Source organism: Saccharicrinis carchari (genome assembly GCF_900182605.1).
Taxonomy (GTDB): Bacteria; Bacteroidota; Bacteroidia; order Bacteroidales; family Marinilabiliaceae; genus Saccharicrinis; species Saccharicrinis carchari.
Genome location: NZ_FXTB01000004.1, coordinates 65,245 through 86,403, shown reverse-complemented (window position 1 = coordinate 86,403; position 21,159 = coordinate 65,245). Strand labels below are relative to the sequence as shown.

Genomic DNA, 21,159 nt, shown 5'->3' with positions numbered 1-21,159 from the left:
ACTAATTTTGCTATAAGCTATACAAAACAATCGCTTTAAAATTAAAGGTATGTTCAATCTATTCAAAAAAAAACCAAAGATTATGAAGCTTGACGCTCAGTATCGTAAGTTACTTGCAGAAGCACACAAACTATCTAAAATTAACCGAAAGGCAAGCGATAGCAAGGTGGTGGAGGCAAATGAAATTTTAAAACAAATAGAGAGCCTGCAAATGCAGAACAAGCATTCAGTTTAGTATATTTGTAGCTGTTTAAGTTAAAGTATAAAAAATGATTGATTTTTCGCAAGCTATCATCGATAAGCTGGTAGTGCATCAGGTGGGGTGCAGAGCCGAGGCCGAACCAATACGCTTTTCAAAAGATATAATGCATTTGCAAAATGACGAAACGGTGGCTGATGTTTTGTTGGGCTATTTTTTTAAGCCTTTTAAAGAGGATGCTTATTATAATTTTTGGCATCCTGAAGATATTAGTCAAAATGAGGTTTACACCACCATCGATTCTCTTTTTGGTAATGCGTCGGCATTTTATGATGCATCCATACGTATTGCCGAGCTGTTGTACGAAAATTCCAACCACCCCAAGATTAAAGGAGGTGAGTTTTACATGGCCATCTTCAGTAATGTGGTGGTAGATGGCGAGCTGGTTAACGCCATCGGTATTTTTAAATCGGAGAATAAGGAAACTTTTTTAAAGGTTTATTTAAAAGACCAAAATTTTGAGCTGGGAACCCAGGAAGGTATCAATATTAAAAGGCTCGACAAAGGATGCCTTATTTTTAATACCGAAAAGGAACAAGGGTACAAAATCTGTTCTGTCGACAATATCAATAAAGGTAACGAAGCCCGCTTTTGGGTAGACGATTTTTTGGGACTTCAGCCCCGGGAGGATAATTATTATTTTACCCGTAATTATATGGAGATGTGCCGCGGTTTTGTAAACGATGTGTATAATAAGGACAATGAAGTGGCACGTGCCGACCAAATTGATATGCTGAATAAATCGATGGATTTTTTTAGTAGTAAGGATAATTTTAACGAAGCCCACTTTGAACACGAGGTAATTGGTCAGCCCGAAGTAATTGACGCATTTAAAGATTACAAGGAAAGTTATCAACAAGAGTCGAGCATTCCCTTAAAAGAAGAATTTGACATTTCAAAGAGTGCAGTTAAAGGCCAAAAAAGTACTTTTAAATCTATCCTAAAGCTCGATAAAAACTTTCATGTGTACATACACGGGCGACGTGATTACATAGAACGAGGCTACGACCAGCAAAAGGGATTGAACTATTACACCTTATATTACGAAATAGAAAGCTAAATAGTGGAAAAAGTAAGTCAGTCGCAGATATTGAAGTATTGCTTAAAGCAAAAAATACCGTTTGCTATTTACAAGTTACCCAGAGCCGTTGATGCTGTGTTAATTATTTCAGAAACAGTGCAAAAAATTGGCGTTGAGGAGCTGTTTATGGCAGGTGAAGATATTTATGTGATGGCTCCATTTTCGTTGCTGGAGCAAAAAGTGCTTTGTTTAAAATGTGACTTTGTAATTGAAGCTGAGGTGGATATGTCAGTTTTTGAGCAGATAAAAAAGATAAAATCGCATAAGGAAGAAGTACAGGAACCTTCTTTTTGCACCGATTATGCGGCTTATAAAAATCAATTTCAGAAGATGCTGACCGAGATACAAAACGGCAGAATTTCGAAAGCTATTTTATCGCGAATAAAACATTTGGATGGAATAAATGCCGAAGGAGCAGACGACTTTTTTTATGAGCTGTGCCAGTCTTATCCCAAGGCATATACCTATATGGCTTACACACCGCAATCCGGATTGTGGACAGGAGCCAGTCCTGAGTTGCTGTTTAAGGCGGTAGAGGGGGTGGGTACGGTAGTGGCGCTGGCGGGAACAAAAAAAAAGCAGGGTGAGCGCATTGCATGGGGGGACAAAGAACGGGACGAGCAGCAAATGGTAAGCGATTTTGTATTGGGTGTGCTCAACAAATACGGCATACGCAACGCCGTTGTAAAGGGACCCGATACAGTGGTAGCAGGCAAAATATTACACCTGAAAACACAATTTGGTTTTGGTACAGAGCAAATTACCGACCGGCTGGGAAGTTTTGTCAGCGATTTACATCCCACGCCGGCCGTGTGTGGTTTGCCAAAGCAAGAATCGATGAAAGTAATTGCTGAGGTAGAACTGCACAAGCGTACTTTTTATGCCGGCTTTTTAGGACGGATACGTCCTAACCAAATAAGGCTGTATGTAAACATACGGAGCATGAAATTTACCAATGGTGGTGTAGATTTGTACCTGGGTGGCGGAATAACATCAGGTTCGGATGTGAATAATGAATGGCGCGAAACTGAGCTGAAAGCACAAACCTTGAGCAGCGTGATAAAAAAAGTAAAAGGGATGAGGAAATTGGTAAATAAAGACGCTGATAACGCTATTGAGTGAAAGGATTAAAGATAATCGAGAATTGAAGTAATATAAAAAATGAAGCCATTTATAGGATTAATATTTCTACTATTTATAACAGTAAGTTGTGAAAAAGACAATAATCATAGCAATTTAATTATTGATAAACTTCCTATGGAAGTTGGTACTACTTGGGTTTATGATTGGGTAACTATAACGCAACACTTAGAATCGTATAACTCTAATAAAGTTGTTAAAATAGATACTACAAGGATGAAATCTACGACTTGGATAGAAAAGGACACAATTTTATTCGATACTTTAGATGTTAAGGTTTTTAGATTTGAGATTTTAAACGATGGCTTTAAAGAAAGTACAAAGAGTTTTCGATATTTATCAACGGAAGGATTATGGGAGGTTTTCTATTATACTATTGATGATATAATTCATACTCATTTTTTTAAACATATTGCACTTCCACTATCTCGGAAATCAAAATGGAGTTCTTATGAGAATTCAGATGGGGGATTTAAAAAAGTTGTATCGCACATGGATTTTGAATTGAATGGGAAGAAGTACGAATGTTTTAAAATAGAATCATTACATTCTGATTCATACATTGATAATGGTTATAGTTGTTATTCAGAAATTGGATTGGTTAAAGAGTATTTTTCGAAGAAATCAAGTTCTAGTTTAACATATGGTGGTTCAGATAATTCACATCCTGTTATAGTAGATACCTATATAACACTTGTAGATTTTTATTAAAAAGATGGCTAAAAATGTTCAAAAATATTAGCCAAAGCAAGAGTATATTCAAGGAGGTTTATTCTTGACAAACCAACTTTCAACCATTAAAATACAATGACAAAAACCTTATCCGATAAATCGGTAGTGCAAATAGTAGTGCAGCAATGCCTTAAACTAGGACTTAAAGAAGTGGTTATTTCGCCGGGCTCGCGTAATGCCCCTTTAACCCTATCATTTAATGTTTTAAAAGGGGTTAAGTGCTACACCATTGTAGATGAGCGCAGTGCCGGTTTTTTTGCTTTAGGAATGGCGCAGCAGCTCAAAAGACCTGTTGCCGTTTTATGCACCAGTGGTACGGCAGCACTCAATTATGCGCCTGCGGTTGCCGAAGCATTTTATCAGGAAATACCTTTGCTGATTTTAACGGCGGACAGGCCTCCGGAATGGATTGGCCAGGCCGATGGACAAACGATAAATCAATCAAATATTTTTGCCAATTATATTCGCTATAAACGCGATTTACCTGTGCAAATAAACCACTCCGACGACCAATGGTACGTGGAACGCAGCGTGAGCGAAGCATTTGAAAAAATGGTTTATCCGGTGGCCGGACCTGCGCACATAAACATACCTTTGCGCGAGCCTTTGTATGGGCGCACGCTAGCCATGCCATTGCAAAAACAACCCTATCACAATTTAATGCCTGCTACAGTGCTCGACGAAAGCCAATTAAGGGTGCTGACGCAAGAGTGGAGTAATGCCGAAGCGGTGATGTTGCTTACGGGCGTAATGTTGCCGGATGCACAGCTTAACCGGGCTTTAAATCATCTGGCCGAAAATGCCAATACGGTGGTTTTAACCGAAACAAGCTCTAACTTAAAAGGGGATCGTTTTATTCAATGTATCGATCGACAGGTTTTTAGCATAAATACCTTCGAAATAGCTTCGTTTAAACCCAGCTTGCTCATTACTTTTGGTGGTCAGATAGTAAGCAAACAGATTAAAAGTGTGTTGCGAAACCACCCTCCCAAAGCCCATTGGCATATTTCTTTAAATGAAAATGTGATAGATACCTTTCAGCACCTGACGATGAATATAAAAATGAAGCCAAGTTCATTTTTTAGTCAGGTAGCCCCCAAAGTGCAAAATACAGAAGGTCGTTATCGGCACATATGGCAGCAGCGAAGCCAGAAAAACAAAAAGATTCACATGGCCTATACCCACGAAGTGCCATGGAGCGATTTTAAAGCGCTTGCCCATATATTCGCCCATATACCCGAAGGCACGGTTTTGCACCTGGCCAATAGTACGCCGGTGAGATATGCCCAACTTTTTCAGGACGAAATTAAGGTGAACTCCTTTTCAAACAGGGGTACTAGCGGGATAGATGGAAGTGTAAGTACGGCGGTGGGTGCCGCAATGGTATTAGATGCGCCAAACCTATTAGTGACGGGCGATTTGTCGTTTTTTTACGATTCTAACGGATTGTGGAATAAGTACCTGAAACAAAATTTTAAGGTGGTGGTTATAAACAACGGTGGAGGTGGTATATTTCGCTTTATTCCGGGACCTGCGGAAACAGCGGAGTTGGAGGAGTTTTTCGAAGCAAAACATCAGCAGTCGGCAAAATACATTGCAAAAGCCTTTGGGTTAAATTATTTTAGCTGTTCTAATGGGGAGGAGTTAATATCGGCTTATCAACGAATGATGGAATGTAATGATAAAGCCAGCCTTTTGGAGGTTTTTACGCCAGGAGAACTAAATGGAAAGATATTACGTAAATATTTTAAAAATTTACAAACAAACCGATAATGAGAACAGCTGTAAAACGTATATCTTTTTACAATAATCTTATACCCCATCAATTTAACGGTCAATCAACCTATCGATCTAATTTTTATTGGTAATAATAAAATGTTCAATAATCTAAAAAGCTAATAAGATGAGCAAGTATAACTGGGAAACCATTAAAGAGTATTCCGACATAAAATTTGATTTTTTTGAAGGAATAGCCAGGGTGACGATAAACAGACCGGAGGTCTATAATGCTTTTCGTCCCGAAACCATTATGGGGATGCTGGATGCCTTTGAGATTTGTCGCGAACGGCAGGATATTAATGTGGTAGTACTGACCGGAACAGGCGACAAAGCATTTTGCTCCGGTGGCGACCAAAAAGTAAAAGGCGTAGGTGGATATATCGACAAACAAGGCGTACCCCGATTAAATGTGCTGGATTTACACAAAAAAATTCGCTCGCTTCCTAAGCCGGTCATCGCCATGGTAAATGGATATGCCATAGGAGGTGGACATGTGCTGCATGTGGTTTGCGACCTTACCATCGCTTCGGAGAATGCAAGGTTTGGCCAAACGGGTCCCAAGGTGGGCAGTTTTGATGCCGGTTTTGGTTCTTCGTACCTGGCACGACACGTAGGGCAAAAAAAAGCACGCGAAATATGGTTTCTCTGCGAGCAATATACTGCCGAAGAAGCCGAAAAAATGGGTATGGTAAACAAAGTAGTTCCGTTGGAAACACTCGAGGAAACCACCGTAGAATGGTGCCGTACCATCATGAAACGGAGTCCGCTGGCTTTACGGATGATTAAGCGCGGATTAAATGCCGAGTTAGATGGCCAGCACGGCATAATGGAAATGGCCGGTGATGCAACTCTGATGTATTATTTGATGGAGGAAGCACAGGAAGGTAAAAATGCTTTCCTTGAAAAACGCGATCCCAACTTTGATCAGTTCCCTAAGTTTCCTTGATATCATTATTAGTAACAGTAAAATACTGTATTTTGTTATTTTTTCTCCATTTTTGTTTAATCAATCTTTTTATCTTCTCAAATTAGCGAAAATTCATGGAAACAAAGTTATTTAAAATTGCGGAACGCTTTCAGATCGACGGCGAAATAAAAGACATCAAACCATTGGGCGAAGGTTTTATCAACGATACCTATATATTAACAACCGTTTCTGCCGATTCGCCAAATTACCTGATGCAGCGTAAGAATAAAAATATTTTTACCGATGTGCCGGCCATGATGGATAATATCGAAAGAATAACCCAGCATTTAAAAACGAAGATACACGAACAGGGTGGCGACCCTATGCGGGAGGCCATGACCGTTACTAAAACCAAAGACGGCAAACTTTATTATAAAGATGAGGAAGGTGAGTTTTGGGCGCTGTGTTTGTTTATTCAAGGCAGTGTAACGCACGAAGCAGCCGATACACCCGAATTAGCCTATGCTGGAGGAAAAGGCATTGGTAAATTTCAAAGCATGACCTCCGATTTTAAAGGCAGCTTAAAGGATATACTACCCGGATTCCACAATATCCGCTTTCGTTTTAAACAGTGGGACGAGGTACTGGCAAAAGATCCCGTGGGACGTAAAAAAGAACTGGCCAGGGAAATTTCCTGGATAGAAGACAGAAGAGACGAGATGCTGGCTTTCTGGCAACTGGTTGAAGATGGTACTATCCCCACAAGGGTAACACACAACGACACAAAAATAAACAACATTCTTTTCGACGACAAGGGCGATGTGCTTTGTGTGATTGACCTGGATACCGTGTTGAGCAGTACGGTGCTCAATGATTTTGGCGATGCCATCCGTTCCTACACCAATACCGGGTTAGAGGACGACAAAGATCTGGAAAAAGTATCCATGGACATAGATATTTTTACGGCTTACACCAAAGGTTATCTGTCGGAAACAAAATCGTTTTTAACGCAGCCCGAGATAGACCACCTTGCTTTTTCGGCTAAATACATCACTTATGAGCAGGTTCTCCGGTTTTTGATGGACTATATCGATGGCGACAATTATTATAAAATCAAGTACCCTCAGCACAATTTGGTGCGTACCCATGCACAATATAAATTGCTGCAAAGTATTGAATCGCAATACCAAAAAATGAAGGAAGTGGTTAAAGCAAATGTATGAGTATAAGAGGTTGATGTTATAGAACAATCGTGTGGAAATAAAGACATCATTTTTTTTAGTTTTTATAGAGCAAACAAAAAAAGGCAGACTGCTTAAAAGCATGTCTGCCTTTTTTTGTCATCTGCCTCTTAATAATTGTTATCTCCCGCAGGCTCTGCTCCTGTAAAGACTTATATAGTTATATATTAGTACAGTGAGGTTTTTTAGTAGTGCGATACCGCATTATGTCATACATAATTACTTTACTGCATCACGTTAAAAGGTAATGAATACACGTTTTAGCGCAATCATAAAATTTGAATGGAAAAAATCTTAAACGTACTTTTGCCAATGACAATATTTAATGATAAGAAACAAATATTAACACGTCGAAATGTTACACTTAAAATACGCATATTGTTGTTGACGTAGTGATACGGGTTTTTTCTTTGAGTTACTATTCGTTTTATTATTCTTTATTAATGCTATAATGATTAAGTATGTTAAAAAAAATGTTAAAATTTTAATCTGAAAAAAACTGAAAAAATGAGAATTATGACGAAAAGTTTTTTAAGTCTGTTTTTGCTTGTGTTTTTTGCTTCGGCTACAATGGTTGCCCAGCATCAGGTTACAGGTAAAATAGTAGATGAATCGGGCGAACCGATACCCGGAGTAAATATAGTGGAAAAGGAAAATACAATGAACGGTACCATCACCAATTTTGATGGGGTTTATAATTTGACCGTTGGTAGCGACCAATCTACCCTGGTTCTTTCCTTTATTGGTTTTAAGCTTCAGGAGGTTCCGGTAGCTGGTCAGTCAGTGGTAAACGTTACCATGGAAGCGGATATTACAGGTCTTGACGAAGTGGTAGTAACCGCCTTGGGTATTAAGCGCGAGAAAAAGGCACTTGGTTATGCCATTCAGGAAGTAGCCGGTGAAGCTATTCTTGAATCGAGAGAAGCTAACGTTGCCAATGCCTTGAGCGGTAAGGTATCCGGTTTGCAAGTAATTAAGTCAAGTGCAGGTCCGGCTGCTTCATCAAAAATTGTGTTACGGGGTAACAGTTCGTTAACCGGAGATAACCAGCCGCTTATTGTGGTGGACGGAATTCCGGTGGATAACTTTACAGGAGCCTCCAACAATGATTATTGGAACCCCTCAACAGATATGGGTAACGGCCTTGGCGATATCAATCCCGACGATATAGAAAGTATGTCGGTGCTTAAAGGTGCTTCAGCTGCTGCCTTGTACGGGTCGCGTGCAGGTAATGGTGTAATATTGATTACTACCAAATCGGGTAAAAAAACAGAAGGTTTGGGTATTACAGTTTCATCCACTTTTGGGTTTGAAACCATTTTTGCCAATCCCGATATGCAAAATTCATTCGGACAAGGAACAAACGGTGTTTTTGATAATCTTAGCACAAGCAGTTGGGGGCCAAAGATTGAAGGACAGCAAGTAACAAAATGGGACGAATCCTCAGGTCCGCTTACAGCCTACGATAATGTCGAAAATTATTTCGATGTTGGTGTTACGCAGGATTATAATGTTTCGTTTCAGCAGCAATACGAAAAAACATCGGTTTACACCTCTTTTACGCACAAGGACGATAAAAGCATGATACCGGGTGCCAAGTTGCGGAGAACAAATCTGTTGGCGAGGTCCACATCTAAATTTGGTCCCGATGAGCGATGGACCCTGGATACAAAAGTACAGTATGGTAATACGACGGCAAAAAACAGGCCTTTGCTTGGTGTAAACCCTTCAAATGCTTATTATACCATGTATCTGCTGCCCGTGTCCATGGATATTCGCGATTTTGATCCCTCGGTGGATGCTTCTGGAAACATGATATGGTACGGTGGAGGTAGTCAGGTAAATCCATACTGGGGTGCCAAATATAACCTGAACGAGGATAGCCGCGATAGATTTATCATGCACGGATCGTTGAAATATAAGTTTAACCATTGGCTAAATGCTGAAATTAAGGGTGGATCCGACCGCTATACTACCAATACGGAGTCGAAGCAATATGCAGGCAGTCCTTTGTCATCGGGTGGTCGTTACAGCCTGGGTAAAAATGTTTTCTACGAAAACAACTTTAGTGCTTTAATATCTGCGTCGCGTGATAATTTAATAGGTAATATTGGAGGTTCCGCCATGCTTGGAGGCAACCTGATGTCGCAACAAAGTTCTGGTTTATCGGGTAGCTCTGGTGAGCTTGAAGTACCCAATTTATTTTCGTTGAATAACGGTGTAGATAATCCGGGGGTTAGCGAGAGTTTTAGAGAAAGGAAAATAAATTCGGTATATGGTAACGTACAATTGAATTACGATGGTTATTTCTTTTTAGAAGGTACTTTCCGCAACGATTGGTCTTCTACTTTGAGCGAGGAAAACCGTTCTTTCTTTTATCCATCTATAACGGCTTCTTATTTAGTTACCGATATGTTGAGCAAAATGGATGTGTCGGTACCCGCTTGGCTTACCTTTGGTAAGGTGAGAGCTTCTTACGCCGAAGTGGGTAATGATTTAGGTCCTTATGAATTGTATAATACGTATTGGATTGGGAAAGATCCCCTTGGAACAACCACCGCGGGAGCCGGAAAAACTTTGTTTGACTCCAGCGTGCGCAGTGAGCTAATTAAATCCTATGAGGTAGGTGCCGAATTACGACTGTTTCAAAATCGTCTGGCTGTTGATTTTGCATGGTATAAATCTAACGCAACACGCCAGCTAATTAATTTACCTATGGATCCCATTAGTGGATACACAGCTAAAAAAATCAATGCGGGAGATATTCAAAACAAGGGTATTGAGTTAATGGTAAATGGTACCATCCTAAAAAGCAAAGAAGGTCTTAACTGGGATATGCAGTTAAACTATTCTAAAAATGAAAATACTATTGAAGAACTGGCCGAAGGTGTAGAAGAGTATCATCTTGGCGGTTTTGATAATGTAAAGATTTTAGCTGAGGTAGGTGGTATGTACGGCGAAATTTATGGTACTACTTTCCTAAGGGTTACAGATGAAAAAAGTGAGCATTTTGGTAAAATTTTGCTCGATGGTAATGGATACCCCCAGGCTGATCCTGAACTTAAAAAGTTGGGTAATCAGCAACCAGACGCTATGGTAGGTTGGGTAAACTCATTTACTTACAAAGGATTAAATTTGAGCTTCCAGTTTGATGGACGTTTTGGCGGGGAAATATTTTCCGGAACCAATCAGGGGATGCAACTGGCCGGTACGGCAGGGGTAACAGCACCTGGTGGAATGCGTGAGGATATTACTGTAGATGGTGTTACCGAGTCGGGTGGATCATACGTTGCCAATACCAATGCAATTTCACCCCAGGATTATTGGTCGGCCGTGGCAGGTGCCGGTAATGTGGGTATTGTTGAAGCCAACGTTTACGATGCAACCAATATCAGATTAAGGAATATAAGGTTGAATTATAGTTTGAGAGGTAAAGTGCTTGAGAATACACCTTTGCAGCGTGTTAAAGTGGGTTTCACCGTGAATAATGTTTGGCTAATCAAAAGTCACTTGAACGGAGTTGATCCAGAATCGGTGTTTGCAACAGGAACCAATGCTGTTGGTTTTGAAAATGCAGCTCCTCCTACCACAAGAACCTTTATTTTTAATTTATCGCTGGACTTTTAAAAATTGAATGATGATGAAAAAAATGATAAAAATAAATATAGTCGCGGTGCTTATGGGATTTTTAGCACTGGTAGGCTGCTCCGACTTTGAGGAGATAAATATAGACCCGAAAGCGGCAAGTGTTGAGCAGGTGCAGATAGAATACATTATTAACACTTCGATCACCGGAGCGCAGCAAAATCCGCATGTTGCCGAAAGAGCCTTTATTTTATATTGGAAAATAGCCGCCAGGCAATGGCGGGGTAACGGATCTTTGGCTACCGGTGGATACAGCGATGGCTGGAGTAATGATTATTATAATTCTTTATCTGATTGGTTAAAGGCATCTTATCTGGCGGTTAATATAGCCGATGAAAAATTGGAGCAAGGTACTGATCTGCCTTACACAGGGAACCTTAAGCAAGTAGCCCGTATTTGGCGGGTATATCTGCTGAGCGAATTTGCCGATACCTTTGGCCCGATGCCACTGGATGGTTATAGTGGTGTAAATCCTAATTTCAGTGACTTAAAGTCGGTGTACTATTTTATGTTGCAGGAATTGAAGGAAGCAGCAGGCGAAATTAATTTGTCGGATGATGCTAAAGTGCCTGAGGATTTAAGTAAGTATGATAAAGCCTATGGTTTTGATCTGCTTAAATGGAAAAAATATGCCAACTCCATGCGTATGCGCTTGGCCATGCGTCTCTCCGAAGTGGATGCCCAAAAGGCCAAAACGGAATTTGAAGAAGCCGTATCAGGTGATATTATGTTGGCCGACGATGAGGTTTTTAAAGTGAAAGAAGAGGGGGGATGGAGCGACCTTACCGCTGTAATGAGTCGTGAGTGGAACAGCCAGCCTTTATCGGCAACCTTAAATAACCTGTACATAGGTTTAGGTGGAGTTATGTCAGCTGATGTGCTGGAGGATGATTTACATGCCAGTATTAAACCTGCCAACTATATGGGGGTTAAGTATGAGGATCACCTAACTTCGATGACCAACGATCCATCCACCGGTTTTTGGTATGATGGATTGCACGAAAAGATGGATCCAAGAGCCTATAAGTCTTTTATTGTTCCCGGTGATTTCGACAATCCTAATTTCTCATTTTACCCATCATGGACAAATGATGCGCGCACAGTGAAACGTAACCTTGTGGATGACGAAGGAAATGTGGTGGTTGAAATTGATGCTACCTACACCTGGAATGCCGCACCGCTGGGCGATTGGGGCGATAAAGCATCCAGAAATAAGGTGGCTACTTATACCGGTACAAATCCGCGCTTAAGCCAAAAATTTAGGCAAGAAAACGATGGTCGTATTTTCTTTGCGCCCTGGGAGACCTATTTCCTGATTGCTGAAGCTTCGGTTAGAGGTTGGTCTGTACCAATTTCCGGTAAGGAGGCTTACGAAAAAGGTATTGAATCCAGTTTTAAGTATTGGGAAGTAGAAGAGCATTTGGGAAGCTATCTTGCATCGGAAGAATATAACCGGGTGGGTACTTCTGTTAGCTGGGAGCACACCACTGAACCTACTAGTCCGGTTACCATGGATTATATAGATGGTTATACCCAAACACCTGGAACTGTAGAGTTCAATTATCCTAAAAATTATTTATATAAAAATGGAACTGTGAGCAATGATCTGCTAACAAAAATCATTACGCAGAAGTATATTGCACAAAATCCATGGTTGCCACTGGAGGCATGGAGCGATCACAGAAGACTGGGATTACCATTCTTTGAGAATCCGGCTGTTGACAAACCTTTGATCAATTTGCCCACGTTGAATGCGTCCAATTTCATGACCAGCCAAGTGTCCTTTTTTCCTCAACGTATAAAATATCCTTCAGCTTTAGAAAATAGCAACCCTGAGGGATATCAGCAGGCTGTTGGATTTTTGGGCGGTGATGATGCGGTGTTAACACCATTGTGGTGGGCACAAAAAGAATAGAAAGCCTTATTCACTTAAAATTAAAACGGCCACCTATAAGGTGGCCGTTTTTTGTTGAAGCTATAATTGTAAGAGTTGCTGCATCCCGAATTAGTGGAGCAAGGCATTATTCTCTACTCCGCATTATGACTTGAAAAATACTTCATAAACTGAACGCGTTCAAAGCGCTCTGCGTTTTCTTTGGGTTCGTGGTGCACACTACCTCTGAACTCATCGATGCTTACGTAGTTGCGTTTGTCCATCCAATGCGTTATGTTTTTTAGGATACCGGCTACTGAACCCGCACCATCTTTATACAGTTTAGAAACCAATTGCACTACTGAAGCACCTGCCATAATCATTTTAATGGCCGTTTCGGCAGAATGAATTCCGGTGCTGGCAGCTAAATCGGCATTCACCTTACCTGATAGGATAGAGATCCATCTTAAAGTGTTGAAATAATCGTGCTCCGACGAATAAGGATTTCCGGCCTTTACCTCATCGGTCATAATATCAAAATCTACATTGTAAAAACGGTTAAACAGGGTAATGCCATCTGCGCCGGCATCATCAAGTTTTTTAACCATGGCTGCCAGATTAGAGGAGTAGGGGGCAATTTTTATAGCCACAGGTATCTGCACGTGTTGTTTCACCTTTTCGATGATGGACAGGTAGAGTTTTTCCTGTTCGTCGGCTTTTTGGTTTATGTCAAAAGGTAGTTTAAAAACGTTCAGCTCAAGGGCATCCACCCCTGCTTTTTCCAATTGTTTGGCATAGGAGAACCATTCGCCGGAGGTGGCACAGTTTAAGCTGCCGATGATGGGAATATCCACCTGATTTTTAGCCTCTTCAATTATGCCGGCCATTTTCTTTAGCACATCGTCTTTAATCTGATAATCGTAATAATCTAAAAACTCCATATTGTTTTCGAAGGCGCCCAGGTTATTTTTTAAGGTTTCTTCATGTTCTTTGATTACCTCCTCTTCAAAAACAGATTTTAAGACTACCGCCGCCACTCCGCTTTCGGCCAAACGTTTAATCCCTTCAACCGTTGAGGTGAGGCCACAACTGCCGGCAACGATAGGGTTTTTGAGGCGTAGCCCCATGTAATTGGTTTCCAGTATCTTCATAATCCTAAAATGTTATGCTTTATTATTTTTAAGATATTTGTGCATGGCTTGCGCTGCCCTACGGCCATCGCCCATAGCCAGGATAACAGTAGCTCCTCCTCTTACAATATCACCTCCGGCAAACATTTCAGGGATCGATGATTGCAGGCTATGGGGATTTACCACGATAGTTCCCCATTTTGTGGTTTCTAAATCCGGTAAGGAGTCCGGTACGATGGGATTGGGCGAAACACCCACGCTTACTACTACGGTTTCTGCTTCTATTATTTCTTCCGAACCCTCAATGGGTACGGGTCTTCGTCTGCCACTGGCATCGGGCTCGCCCAGCTCCATTTTTTGAATCTTCACCTGGTTAACGCGCCCGTTTTTGTCGGCAAAATATTCGATGGGGTTGGCCAAAGTCATAAATTCTATGCCCTCTTCTTTGGCATGTTCTATCTCCTCTATGCGTGCGGGCATTTCGTCCATGCTCCTGCGATAGACGATCATGGCCCGCTTGGCGCCCAGGCGTTTGGCGGTACGTACTGAATCCATGGCCGTATTACCACCACCTATCACCATCACATTTTTACCACTTACCACGGGCGTATCGCTATCGTGCTCGGCGGCTTGCATTAGGTTTATGCGAGTAAGGTATTCGTTGGAGCTGAGTATGCCGAGGTAGTTTTCACCGGGTATGCCCATAAAACGAGGCAGTCCGGCTCCGCTACCTGCAAAAAAGGCTTTAAATCCTTCTTCTTTCAAATCTTCAATGGCCGCCGTTTTTCCTACTATAAAGTTAGTTTCGAATTGCACACCCATCCTTTTGAGGGCATCTATCTCTACATCAACAATGTGGTTAGGAAGCCTAAACTCGGGTATCCCATATTTTAATACGCCACCTATTTCGTGCAGTGCTTCAAAAACAGTAACCTCATAACCCATTTTTGCCATTTCGCCGGCAAAGGTTAATCCTGCCGGACCGGAGCCTATGCAGCCTACTTTAATACCGTTTTTTTCGTTTATTTCAGGTATGGATATCTCGCCCGAGGCCTGTTCGTAATCGGCAGCAAAACGCTCCAGGTAACCTATGGCTACGGGATCTTTTTTTAGTTTTAAGGTATAAAAACAGTTGGCTTCGCATTGTTTTTCTTGCGGGCACACTCTACCGCACACGGCTGGTAGGGTACTGGTTTCCTTTAATACCTTGGCGGCTTCCAAAAAATCGCCTTGTTCAATTCGTTTAATAAACTTGGGGATGTTTATTTCTACGGGGCAGCCCGTGATGCAGGTAGGGTTGGGGCAATCGATGCAACGACTGGCTTCTATTTGAGCTTGTTCTTTGGTCAGGCCGGAGTTGACTTCTACGTAAGAAGTAATACGTTCCCGGGCATCCACTTCGTTCATTTTAACTCGCCTCAGTCCCGTGCGATCCTTATTTTTTATTTTTTTTCTTAGATCCTCGCGCCAAGCCTGGCTGCGCTCTGCTTTAAGATAATTAATTTCTTCCATAGCGGAATATTTTACGCTTTAAAATTACATTTATGATGGAATCTGACAGCTATCGTTATTGGTTTTCAAATAGTTGCTTTCGGCGGCTTTTTCAATTTCTTTGTAGCCATTTAAGCGAAGCAGCATTTCGTCGAAATCTACCTCGTGTGCATCAAACTCGGGGCCATCCACGCAAACGAACTTGGTTTTACCGGCTACAGTAATTCGGCATGCGCCGCACATTCCGGTTCCATCTACCATAATGGTGTTTAAGCTGGCCATGGTTGGGATGTTATGTTTTTTTGTTGTTAAAGCAGCAAATTTCATCATAACCGCCGGGCCAATAATAATGGCTTCATCTATTTTTTCTTTGGCTATGGCAGCCTCCATCCCTTCGGTCACTAAGCCTTTTTGTCCATGCGACCCGTCATCTGTCATTACGATTAGCTCATCAGAAAAGGACCTTATTTGATCTTCGAGAATAATTAAATCTTTGCTTCGGGCTGCTATTACTGTAATTACACGGTTGCCTGCTTTTTTGTAAGCCTCTACAATGGGCAGTAAGGGCGCAACGCCCACACCACCACCACAGGCTAATATGGTTCCTTTATGTTGTATGTGAGTAGCCTGTCCGAGAGGACCCACCAAGTCGGTGATGCTATCACCCACCTCAAGGGCAGACAGTTTGCGCGAGGATACACCTACTTTTTGAACCACTAAGGTTATGGTGCCTTTTTCGCGGTCGGCACCGGCAATGGTTAAAGGGAAGCGTTCCCCTTTATCGCCGATTTTTAATATTACAAAATGACCGGCCCTGCGTGCCTTGGCAATCCTGGGGGCATGGATTTCGAGTTTTACTACATTCTCCGAAAAGAATTCTTTGTTTACTATCTTAAACATAATTAGGGGGTATTCAAATGATATTTTAATTTTATGCTTTTGCCAACAAAAGTCATTTGTATTTATAAAACGCACAAAAGTATCATAAAATTTAAAAATATCCATACCTCACGGGAATATCGATATTATATAGGGTAAGGCTTTCTGGAAATACTTCTCTTAAGGAGATATCCTTTTATCTTCCCTGACAGTTAACGCGGCCGTAAAAAAGCAGTTTGAATAGTTCATCTTATATTGTATTTTCGCAATCAAAGAAACAGAGTATGGCCAAAAAAAATAGAAAGCAAAGGGACGGGATTGTATTTTCTACAAATACAGATTTCGAATACCAATATGATCAGGAGCAAAGCGAAGAAACCTTGCCGCCGCAGCAGCAAAATTTAAAAGTGATGTTGGATAAAAAGCAGCGCAAGGGAAAAGCTGTTACTTTAATCACGGGATTTGTTGGAGAGGTAAGTGATTTAAAAGAGTTGGGCAAAGAGTTGAAATCGAAATGTGGTGTGGGTGGAACGGTAAAAGAAGGCGAAATATTGATACAGGGTGATTTTAGGGGTAAGGTGCTTGAGCTATTGCAAAAAGCGGGATATAAGGCCAAGCGGGCAGGAGGATAGGTAGTGTGGTGTGAGGCATATAGTAATCGATGTGTCGGCATGTGCAAGCCTATAGCCACATAAAAATATCCGGTTTTTCTTGGCTGTACTAATTGTTACTCAACCTATTTTTTTTATAAACCATTTTGCCCAGTTCGATGGCGATACCCGTTTTGGCCAGGATGGTAAATATAAATGCGCCCATGGCCCAAATACCGAGTGTAACGGATATTTCGGTAAAGGTGGGGGTGTATTCGGTAATTTTACCCCATGGGCCGGGGATGAAACCGGGAACAATTAGGCCAAAGCCTTTTTCTATCCATACGGCAATAAATAACATACCGCACAAAACGGGCAACACCTTTAAGTTGTTTCTTAATTTATGAACCGTTAATGCCGTGGTGGCAACAATATTTAAACCGATGGATGTCCAAATCCATGGCAGGAGGGCCGTTTTTCCATCTAAACCAAAAAACAGATATACGGCACTGATGCTGTGGTGCGTAGGCGCATAAAATTCTTTAAACAATTCCGACACCAACATAATCAGGTTAATTTGTGCGGCCACGGTAACGATGAGGCCAATGTTTTTAATGGTAAGGCTGCCCACAGCAAAGCGGGTGAATTTACGGATGGTTATTAATATGATGATGATCAGTGCGGGACCGGCGGCAAATGCCGATGCCAAAAAGCGAGGCCCCAAAAGCGAGTTGTTCCAGAAAGGGCGGGCCTGCAATCCCTGGTACAAAAATGCCGTTACAATATGGATACCCACGGCCCAAAATACGGAGAGATACACACCGGGAATATATACTTTGCGCTTTGGTGTTTTGCCCTGATAAATCATGAACAGCAGATATAAGGGTATGGTAATGTTTAGGAACAGGTAGCCGTTAAGCACGATAACGTCCCAGGTGAGTAAAGAGTTTGGGAAATTAAACACCCCTATGCCGGGTATCATGTGCCATAAACGGCCCGGTCCGCCCATATCAGCTACCACAAAGGCCAAACACATCACAAGGGTGGCCACGGCCAATCCCTCGCCAATGAGCACCGCTTGCTTAAAATCAATCTTATCCAAAATGTAGGCAGGCAACACCAACATAACAGCAGCAGCGGCTACGCCCACCAAAAAGGTAAAGTTGGATATGTACAAGCCCCAACTTACGCGGTCGGTCATTCCGGTTACTATCAGGCCGTGCTCCAACTGATTGGCGTAATTGAACAATCCGAACAGCATGACAACAGTTAATGATGCCATCCAGATATGATATGCCCGGCTTCCGCGGGTTACTTCTGCAAAAGAATCTTTAATAAAATGACCGGCAACACGTAGTATACTCATAATCTTTCTATATGATAGTCTTTAAAAATTCGCACGCTCAAAATCACTGTCCCGGTAGTTTGGGCGACTTAATCGGTATAATACCAAAATTTGGGATCGGTACCCAATTCTTCCTTGAGCCTAAAAACCTTTTTGTTTTCCAAAATCCAGCGGATATCGCTGGTGGCATCCAATAAATTGCCAAATTTACGTGCACCTGTAGGGCAAGATGCAACGCAGGCAGGGTTTTCGCCTTTACGGCTTCGTTGTGTACAAAAGGTACATTTTTCCATCACGCCCTGTTTGCGCAAACGGTTTCCCAGATAATGCTGTTCCCTCACTACTTCCTCTTCCGGCACTATTGGTTTGCCCCAATTGAATCTACGCCCGTCGTAGGGACAGGCGGCCATGCAATACCTGCAGCCGATGCACCAATCGTAATCCACTACTACACGCCCATCGGGCTCTTTCCAGGTAGCTTGCACGGGGCATACCTTAACACATGGTGGATCGTCGCAGTGGAAACATTGCGTGCCCATATAAAAATGCCCGGCCGCCGGCACTTCGTGGCCATATTCGTCGTTGGCCTCTTCAAAATTAAAACCTTTGCCATCTTTCATTTCGTGTATGCGTATGTATCGCATACGGCTTTCACGGTCCAGGTTATTCTCTTTTATGCAGGCATCCACACAATCCATATACCCCTGGCATTTGCTCACGTTAAATGCATAACCGTACAGCACCCCTTTGTTGGCGTTGCGCGATGACATGCTTATTTTTGTGCCGGTCTTCATCTCGTACAACCTGACCAGCCTTTCTACCGTCTGCTTTTTTTCAAGGTCTGTCATCAGGCGGTAGTTGCCTTTGAACTCTTCCTTCCATTTCAAGCGTAATTTTTCTTTTAGCTTTTCGCTTGCCATCATGCTGCACGAGGAACTGACTACGCCTACCCCCAAGGCCAGACCCGTGGAAAGCTTTTTGAAAGCCTCCCGACGATTCATGTTCACATCTAAATTTTGTTGGTAGCCGTCTGTTTTTTCGGTGTGGGAATCCTTGGCACATGCCTTTTCAGAATCCTTATTTAAAAGGGGATTATCTATTTTGGCTTTTAAGGGAGATGCCATGTTTTTTTTATTCGATTTTTTTTGTTCCATGTCAGCTTCTTTTCTTTTGGATATGGGCCGGATAGGTAGGCATCCTCGATTCAAAGCCGGGCGAATGGGGATTGTGACATTCTACACAAGTTTTAGAAACCCTGGGTGCCACCCACCCACCTATTCTTTTGCCGTGCGAGCCTCCTCTCCAATCGCTGAATTGGCTGCTGTGGCATTGGCTGCATAGTTTATAGCTTTGGTCAAAATCAATACTTTTACCTGATGTAGAGCGTAATTCGTCCAGATTGTCCGGGTTATGGCAGGTAAAGCACGACAACACATCCAGGCTGGAGTGGAATAATCGGATGTCGGCATGTGTCAAATCGTTTCCTTTGGTTTTCAGTTCCGCGAGTTCTACTTCATGACAGCCGGAACATTTATAATTGGAGATACTTCCTTTTCGTTCGTGCACAAAAAAATCACTGTAGCCCTCCTCCTCAACAGATACGAGCCTATCGTGCTGTAATAAATTATAGGAGTTGTATGATGTTGAATCGACAGAACTGTGTTGCAGCTTGGCGTAAACATCATGATGACGATCCGATACATCGCATGCCCCGGTTATAAATAGCACGCAGCCCAATAATAAAGTGGAGAGTTTTACCATGCTTTCAATATAATTTGTACTTAACCCAAGTAGTTCGGGGTGGAAATTTTTATTGGAAACATCCTAAAAATAGTAAATAAATTTGGTAAAATATGTTAATTTTAACGATAATCTGATTTTACTAATTTTTATCCTGCATGAAAACACTGTTCGTTTTTATTACAGCCTCCTTAATTTGTTTGCCCATTAGGGGACAGGACGAAAACAAGGAAAAACCACAGGTGGAATTGCATGGGGCATTGCGCTTTAATTACAAATTGTCGTCGTGGAAAGAAGGCCAGAAAAAAAGAGGGGGTGATTGGGGTTATGATATGTTTGCCATTAGCCCCAAAGCACACTACAAAGGACTAACGCTGGATGTTGAATACCGTTTGTATGCGGCAGAGTATGGTGGTGGTCTGCTACGAAAAGGTGATATTACTTATGCGTTTAACACACAAAAAAAAATAAAGATTGGCCTTACCAGGGTTCCATTTGGCATTGAACCTTACAATTCGCACAGCTATTACCTGGGTATGGGTTACTACATGGGGCTGGAAGATAATTATGATATGGGGGTAAATTATATACACCAGGGTGATAAAATAGAGTACCAAATGGCATTCTTCAAGAATTCTGAGGTGTTTTTATTCGGCGACAATGCCCCCTTGTCAAATAAGACCTACTCCTACGATGTTACCGGCCCCAACAGGGAGGTCAACCAATTCAATGCTAAGATGGCTTCTAAAATCAACAGTGGTCGTGCTATGCACAAGCTGGGCATATCGGCCATGTACGGGGGCTTATACAATGTAGAGTCGGAAAAAATGGGAAATCACAGCGCCTGGGCTGTACATTACGAAGCAAAAGCCGGGGGGTTCAGTCTTAAGGCACAGGCCACTTCGTTTAGGAAAAACCCTAAAAACATTGACTCTGCACACAATGATACTGTTTCGCTGGGGGCTTATAATTTGATGTATGAACTGGCCTCAAAAGGTGAACTGTATACCCTTGGCCTTTCTTACAATTTTCCTGTTGATGGTAATGTGTTGAGCAACATCCAAATATATAACGACTTTGCTTATTTTGATAAAACAAAAAAAGAATTTGAAGATTCAATGTCGAACACATTAGGGGTACTGCTGCATGCAGGTAAGGTGTATTGTTATGTGGAGTATATCCTTTCGGAGAATCAGCCCTGGTTTGGCTCGGAATGGACAAAGGCTTTTTCAACGGGCAACCCGGATAAAAGTATCGGGATAGAACAATTTATTAATATCAACCTGGGGTATTATTTCTAACGCAGAAGTAAATAAACCAAAAAAAC

At 41.8% G+C, this 21,159-nt stretch carries 17 protein-coding genes; 11 read left to right on the top strand and 6 right to left on the bottom strand.

Translation table 11 applies throughout. The annotated features are described in order from the left end of the window. The first annotated feature begins 49 nt into the window (after nucleotides 1-49). From FN809_RS09165 to FN809_RS09125, 9 genes are all read left to right on the top strand, one after another. Complete coding sequence (locus FN809_RS09165; protein WP_142533222.1) at nucleotides 50-235, top strand: Lacal_2735 family protein; 186 nt, start codon at nucleotides 50-52, stop codon at nucleotides 233-235. 34 nt (nucleotides 236-269) lie between these two features. Continuing rightward, the gene (locus FN809_RS09160; protein ID WP_142533221.1) at nucleotides 270-1,319 is read left to right on the top strand and encodes a nucleoid-associated protein; all 1,050 of its coding nucleotides are present in this window, start codon (nucleotides 270-272) and stop codon (nucleotides 1,317-1,319) included. A 3-nt stretch (nucleotides 1,320-1,322) separates the two neighbouring features. Then, complete coding sequence (locus FN809_RS09155) at nucleotides 1,323-2,462, top strand: chorismate-binding protein (RefSeq protein WP_142533220.1); 1,140 nt, start codon at nucleotides 1,323-1,325, stop codon at nucleotides 2,460-2,462. Nucleotides 2,463-2,501: 39 nt separating this feature from the next. Then, entirely contained in the window at nucleotides 2,502-3,191 is a 690-nt protein-coding gene (locus FN809_RS09150) for a hypothetical protein (protein ID WP_142533219.1), read from the top strand. Between the two features lie 96 nt (nucleotides 3,192-3,287). Next, nucleotides 3,288-4,985 (top strand): 2-succinyl-5-enolpyruvyl-6-hydroxy-3-cyclohexene-1-carboxylic-acid synthase, encoded by a 1,698-nt coding sequence (gene menD / locus FN809_RS09145; RefSeq protein ID WP_142533218.1) that lies wholly within the window; start codon nucleotides 3,288-3,290, stop codon nucleotides 4,983-4,985. A 130-nt stretch (nucleotides 4,986-5,115) separates the two neighbouring features. After that, nucleotides 5,116-5,937, top strand: a complete 822-nt coding sequence (gene menB / locus FN809_RS09140; RefSeq protein ID WP_142533217.1) for a 1,4-dihydroxy-2-naphthoyl-CoA synthase — start codon at nucleotides 5,116-5,118, stop codon at nucleotides 5,935-5,937. A gap of 95 nt (nucleotides 5,938-6,032) precedes the next feature. Next, nucleotides 6,033-7,121: a phosphotransferase enzyme family protein gene (locus FN809_RS09135; RefSeq protein ID WP_142533216.1), complete on the top strand. Its 1,089-nt coding sequence runs from the start codon at nucleotides 6,033-6,035 to the stop codon at nucleotides 7,119-7,121. A 534-nt stretch (nucleotides 7,122-7,655) separates the two neighbouring features. Next, on the top strand, nucleotides 7,656-10,766 hold the full coding sequence (locus FN809_RS09130; RefSeq protein WP_142533215.1) for a SusC/RagA family TonB-linked outer membrane protein: 3,111 nt from the start codon (nucleotides 7,656-7,658) through the stop codon (nucleotides 10,764-10,766). Nucleotides 10,767-10,788: 22 nt separating this feature from the next. Beyond that, the gene (locus FN809_RS09125) at nucleotides 10,789-12,699 is read left to right on the top strand and encodes a SusD/RagB family nutrient-binding outer membrane lipoprotein (protein WP_221929395.1); all 1,911 of its coding nucleotides are present in this window, start codon (nucleotides 10,789-10,791) and stop codon (nucleotides 12,697-12,699) included. 113 nt (nucleotides 12,700-12,812) lie between these two features. On the opposite strand, the gene FN809_RS09120 is transcribed toward FN809_RS09125, so the two are convergent. The 3 genes from FN809_RS09120 to FN809_RS09110 are packed head-to-tail and all read right to left on the bottom strand — an operon-like array spanning nucleotide 12,813 to nucleotide 16,178. Continuing rightward, nucleotides 12,813-13,808 (bottom strand): dihydroorotate dehydrogenase-like protein, encoded by a 996-nt coding sequence (locus FN809_RS09120; RefSeq protein ID WP_142533214.1) that lies wholly within the window; start codon nucleotides 13,806-13,808, stop codon nucleotides 12,813-12,815. 12 nt (nucleotides 13,809-13,820) lie between these two features. After that, nucleotides 13,821-15,299 carry an NADPH-dependent glutamate synthase gene (gene gltA / locus FN809_RS09115; protein WP_142533213.1) on the bottom strand — a complete coding sequence of 493 codons (1,479 nt, stop codon included), beginning with the start codon at nucleotides 15,297-15,299 and terminating at the stop codon, nucleotides 13,821-13,823. 30 nt (nucleotides 15,300-15,329) lie between these two features. Next, nucleotides 15,330-16,178 carry a sulfide/dihydroorotate dehydrogenase-like FAD/NAD-binding protein gene (locus tag FN809_RS09110; RefSeq protein ID WP_142533212.1) on the bottom strand — a complete coding sequence of 283 codons (849 nt, stop codon included), beginning with the start codon at nucleotides 16,176-16,178 and terminating at the stop codon, nucleotides 15,330-15,332. Between the two features lie 263 nt (nucleotides 16,179-16,441). On the opposite strand from FN809_RS09110, the gene FN809_RS09105 reads away from it, so the two are divergent. Then, a complete protein-coding gene (locus FN809_RS09105; RefSeq protein ID WP_142533211.1) occupies nucleotides 16,442-16,789 on the top strand; it encodes a translation initiation factor in 348 nt (115 codons plus the stop codon). Between the two features lie 88 nt (nucleotides 16,790-16,877). On the opposite strand, the gene dsrP is transcribed toward FN809_RS09105, so the two are convergent. The 3 genes from dsrP to FN809_RS09090 form a co-directional block, all read right to left on the bottom strand. Continuing rightward, nucleotides 16,878-18,113, bottom strand: coding sequence for a sulfate reduction electron transfer complex DsrMKJOP subunit DsrP (dsrP, locus tag FN809_RS09100; RefSeq protein ID WP_142533210.1), 1,236 nt, complete (start codon nucleotides 18,111-18,113; stop codon nucleotides 16,878-16,880). A 68-nt stretch (nucleotides 18,114-18,181) separates the two neighbouring features. After that, nucleotides 18,182-19,246: a 4Fe-4S dicluster domain-containing protein gene (locus tag FN809_RS09095; RefSeq protein ID WP_142533209.1), complete on the bottom strand. Its 1,065-nt coding sequence runs from the start codon at nucleotides 19,244-19,246 to the stop codon at nucleotides 18,182-18,184. 1 nt (nucleotide 19,247) lies between these two features. Further along, complete coding sequence (locus FN809_RS09090) at nucleotides 19,248-19,853, bottom strand: cytochrome C (protein WP_142533208.1); 606 nt, start codon at nucleotides 19,851-19,853, stop codon at nucleotides 19,248-19,250. Between the two features lie 137 nt (nucleotides 19,854-19,990). On the opposite strand from FN809_RS09090, the gene FN809_RS09085 reads away from it, so the two are divergent. After that, nucleotides 19,991-21,133 (top strand): hypothetical protein, encoded by a 1,143-nt coding sequence (locus tag FN809_RS09085; RefSeq protein WP_142533207.1) that lies wholly within the window; start codon nucleotides 19,991-19,993, stop codon nucleotides 21,131-21,133. The last annotated feature ends 26 nt before the right edge of the window (nucleotides 21,134-21,159 follow it).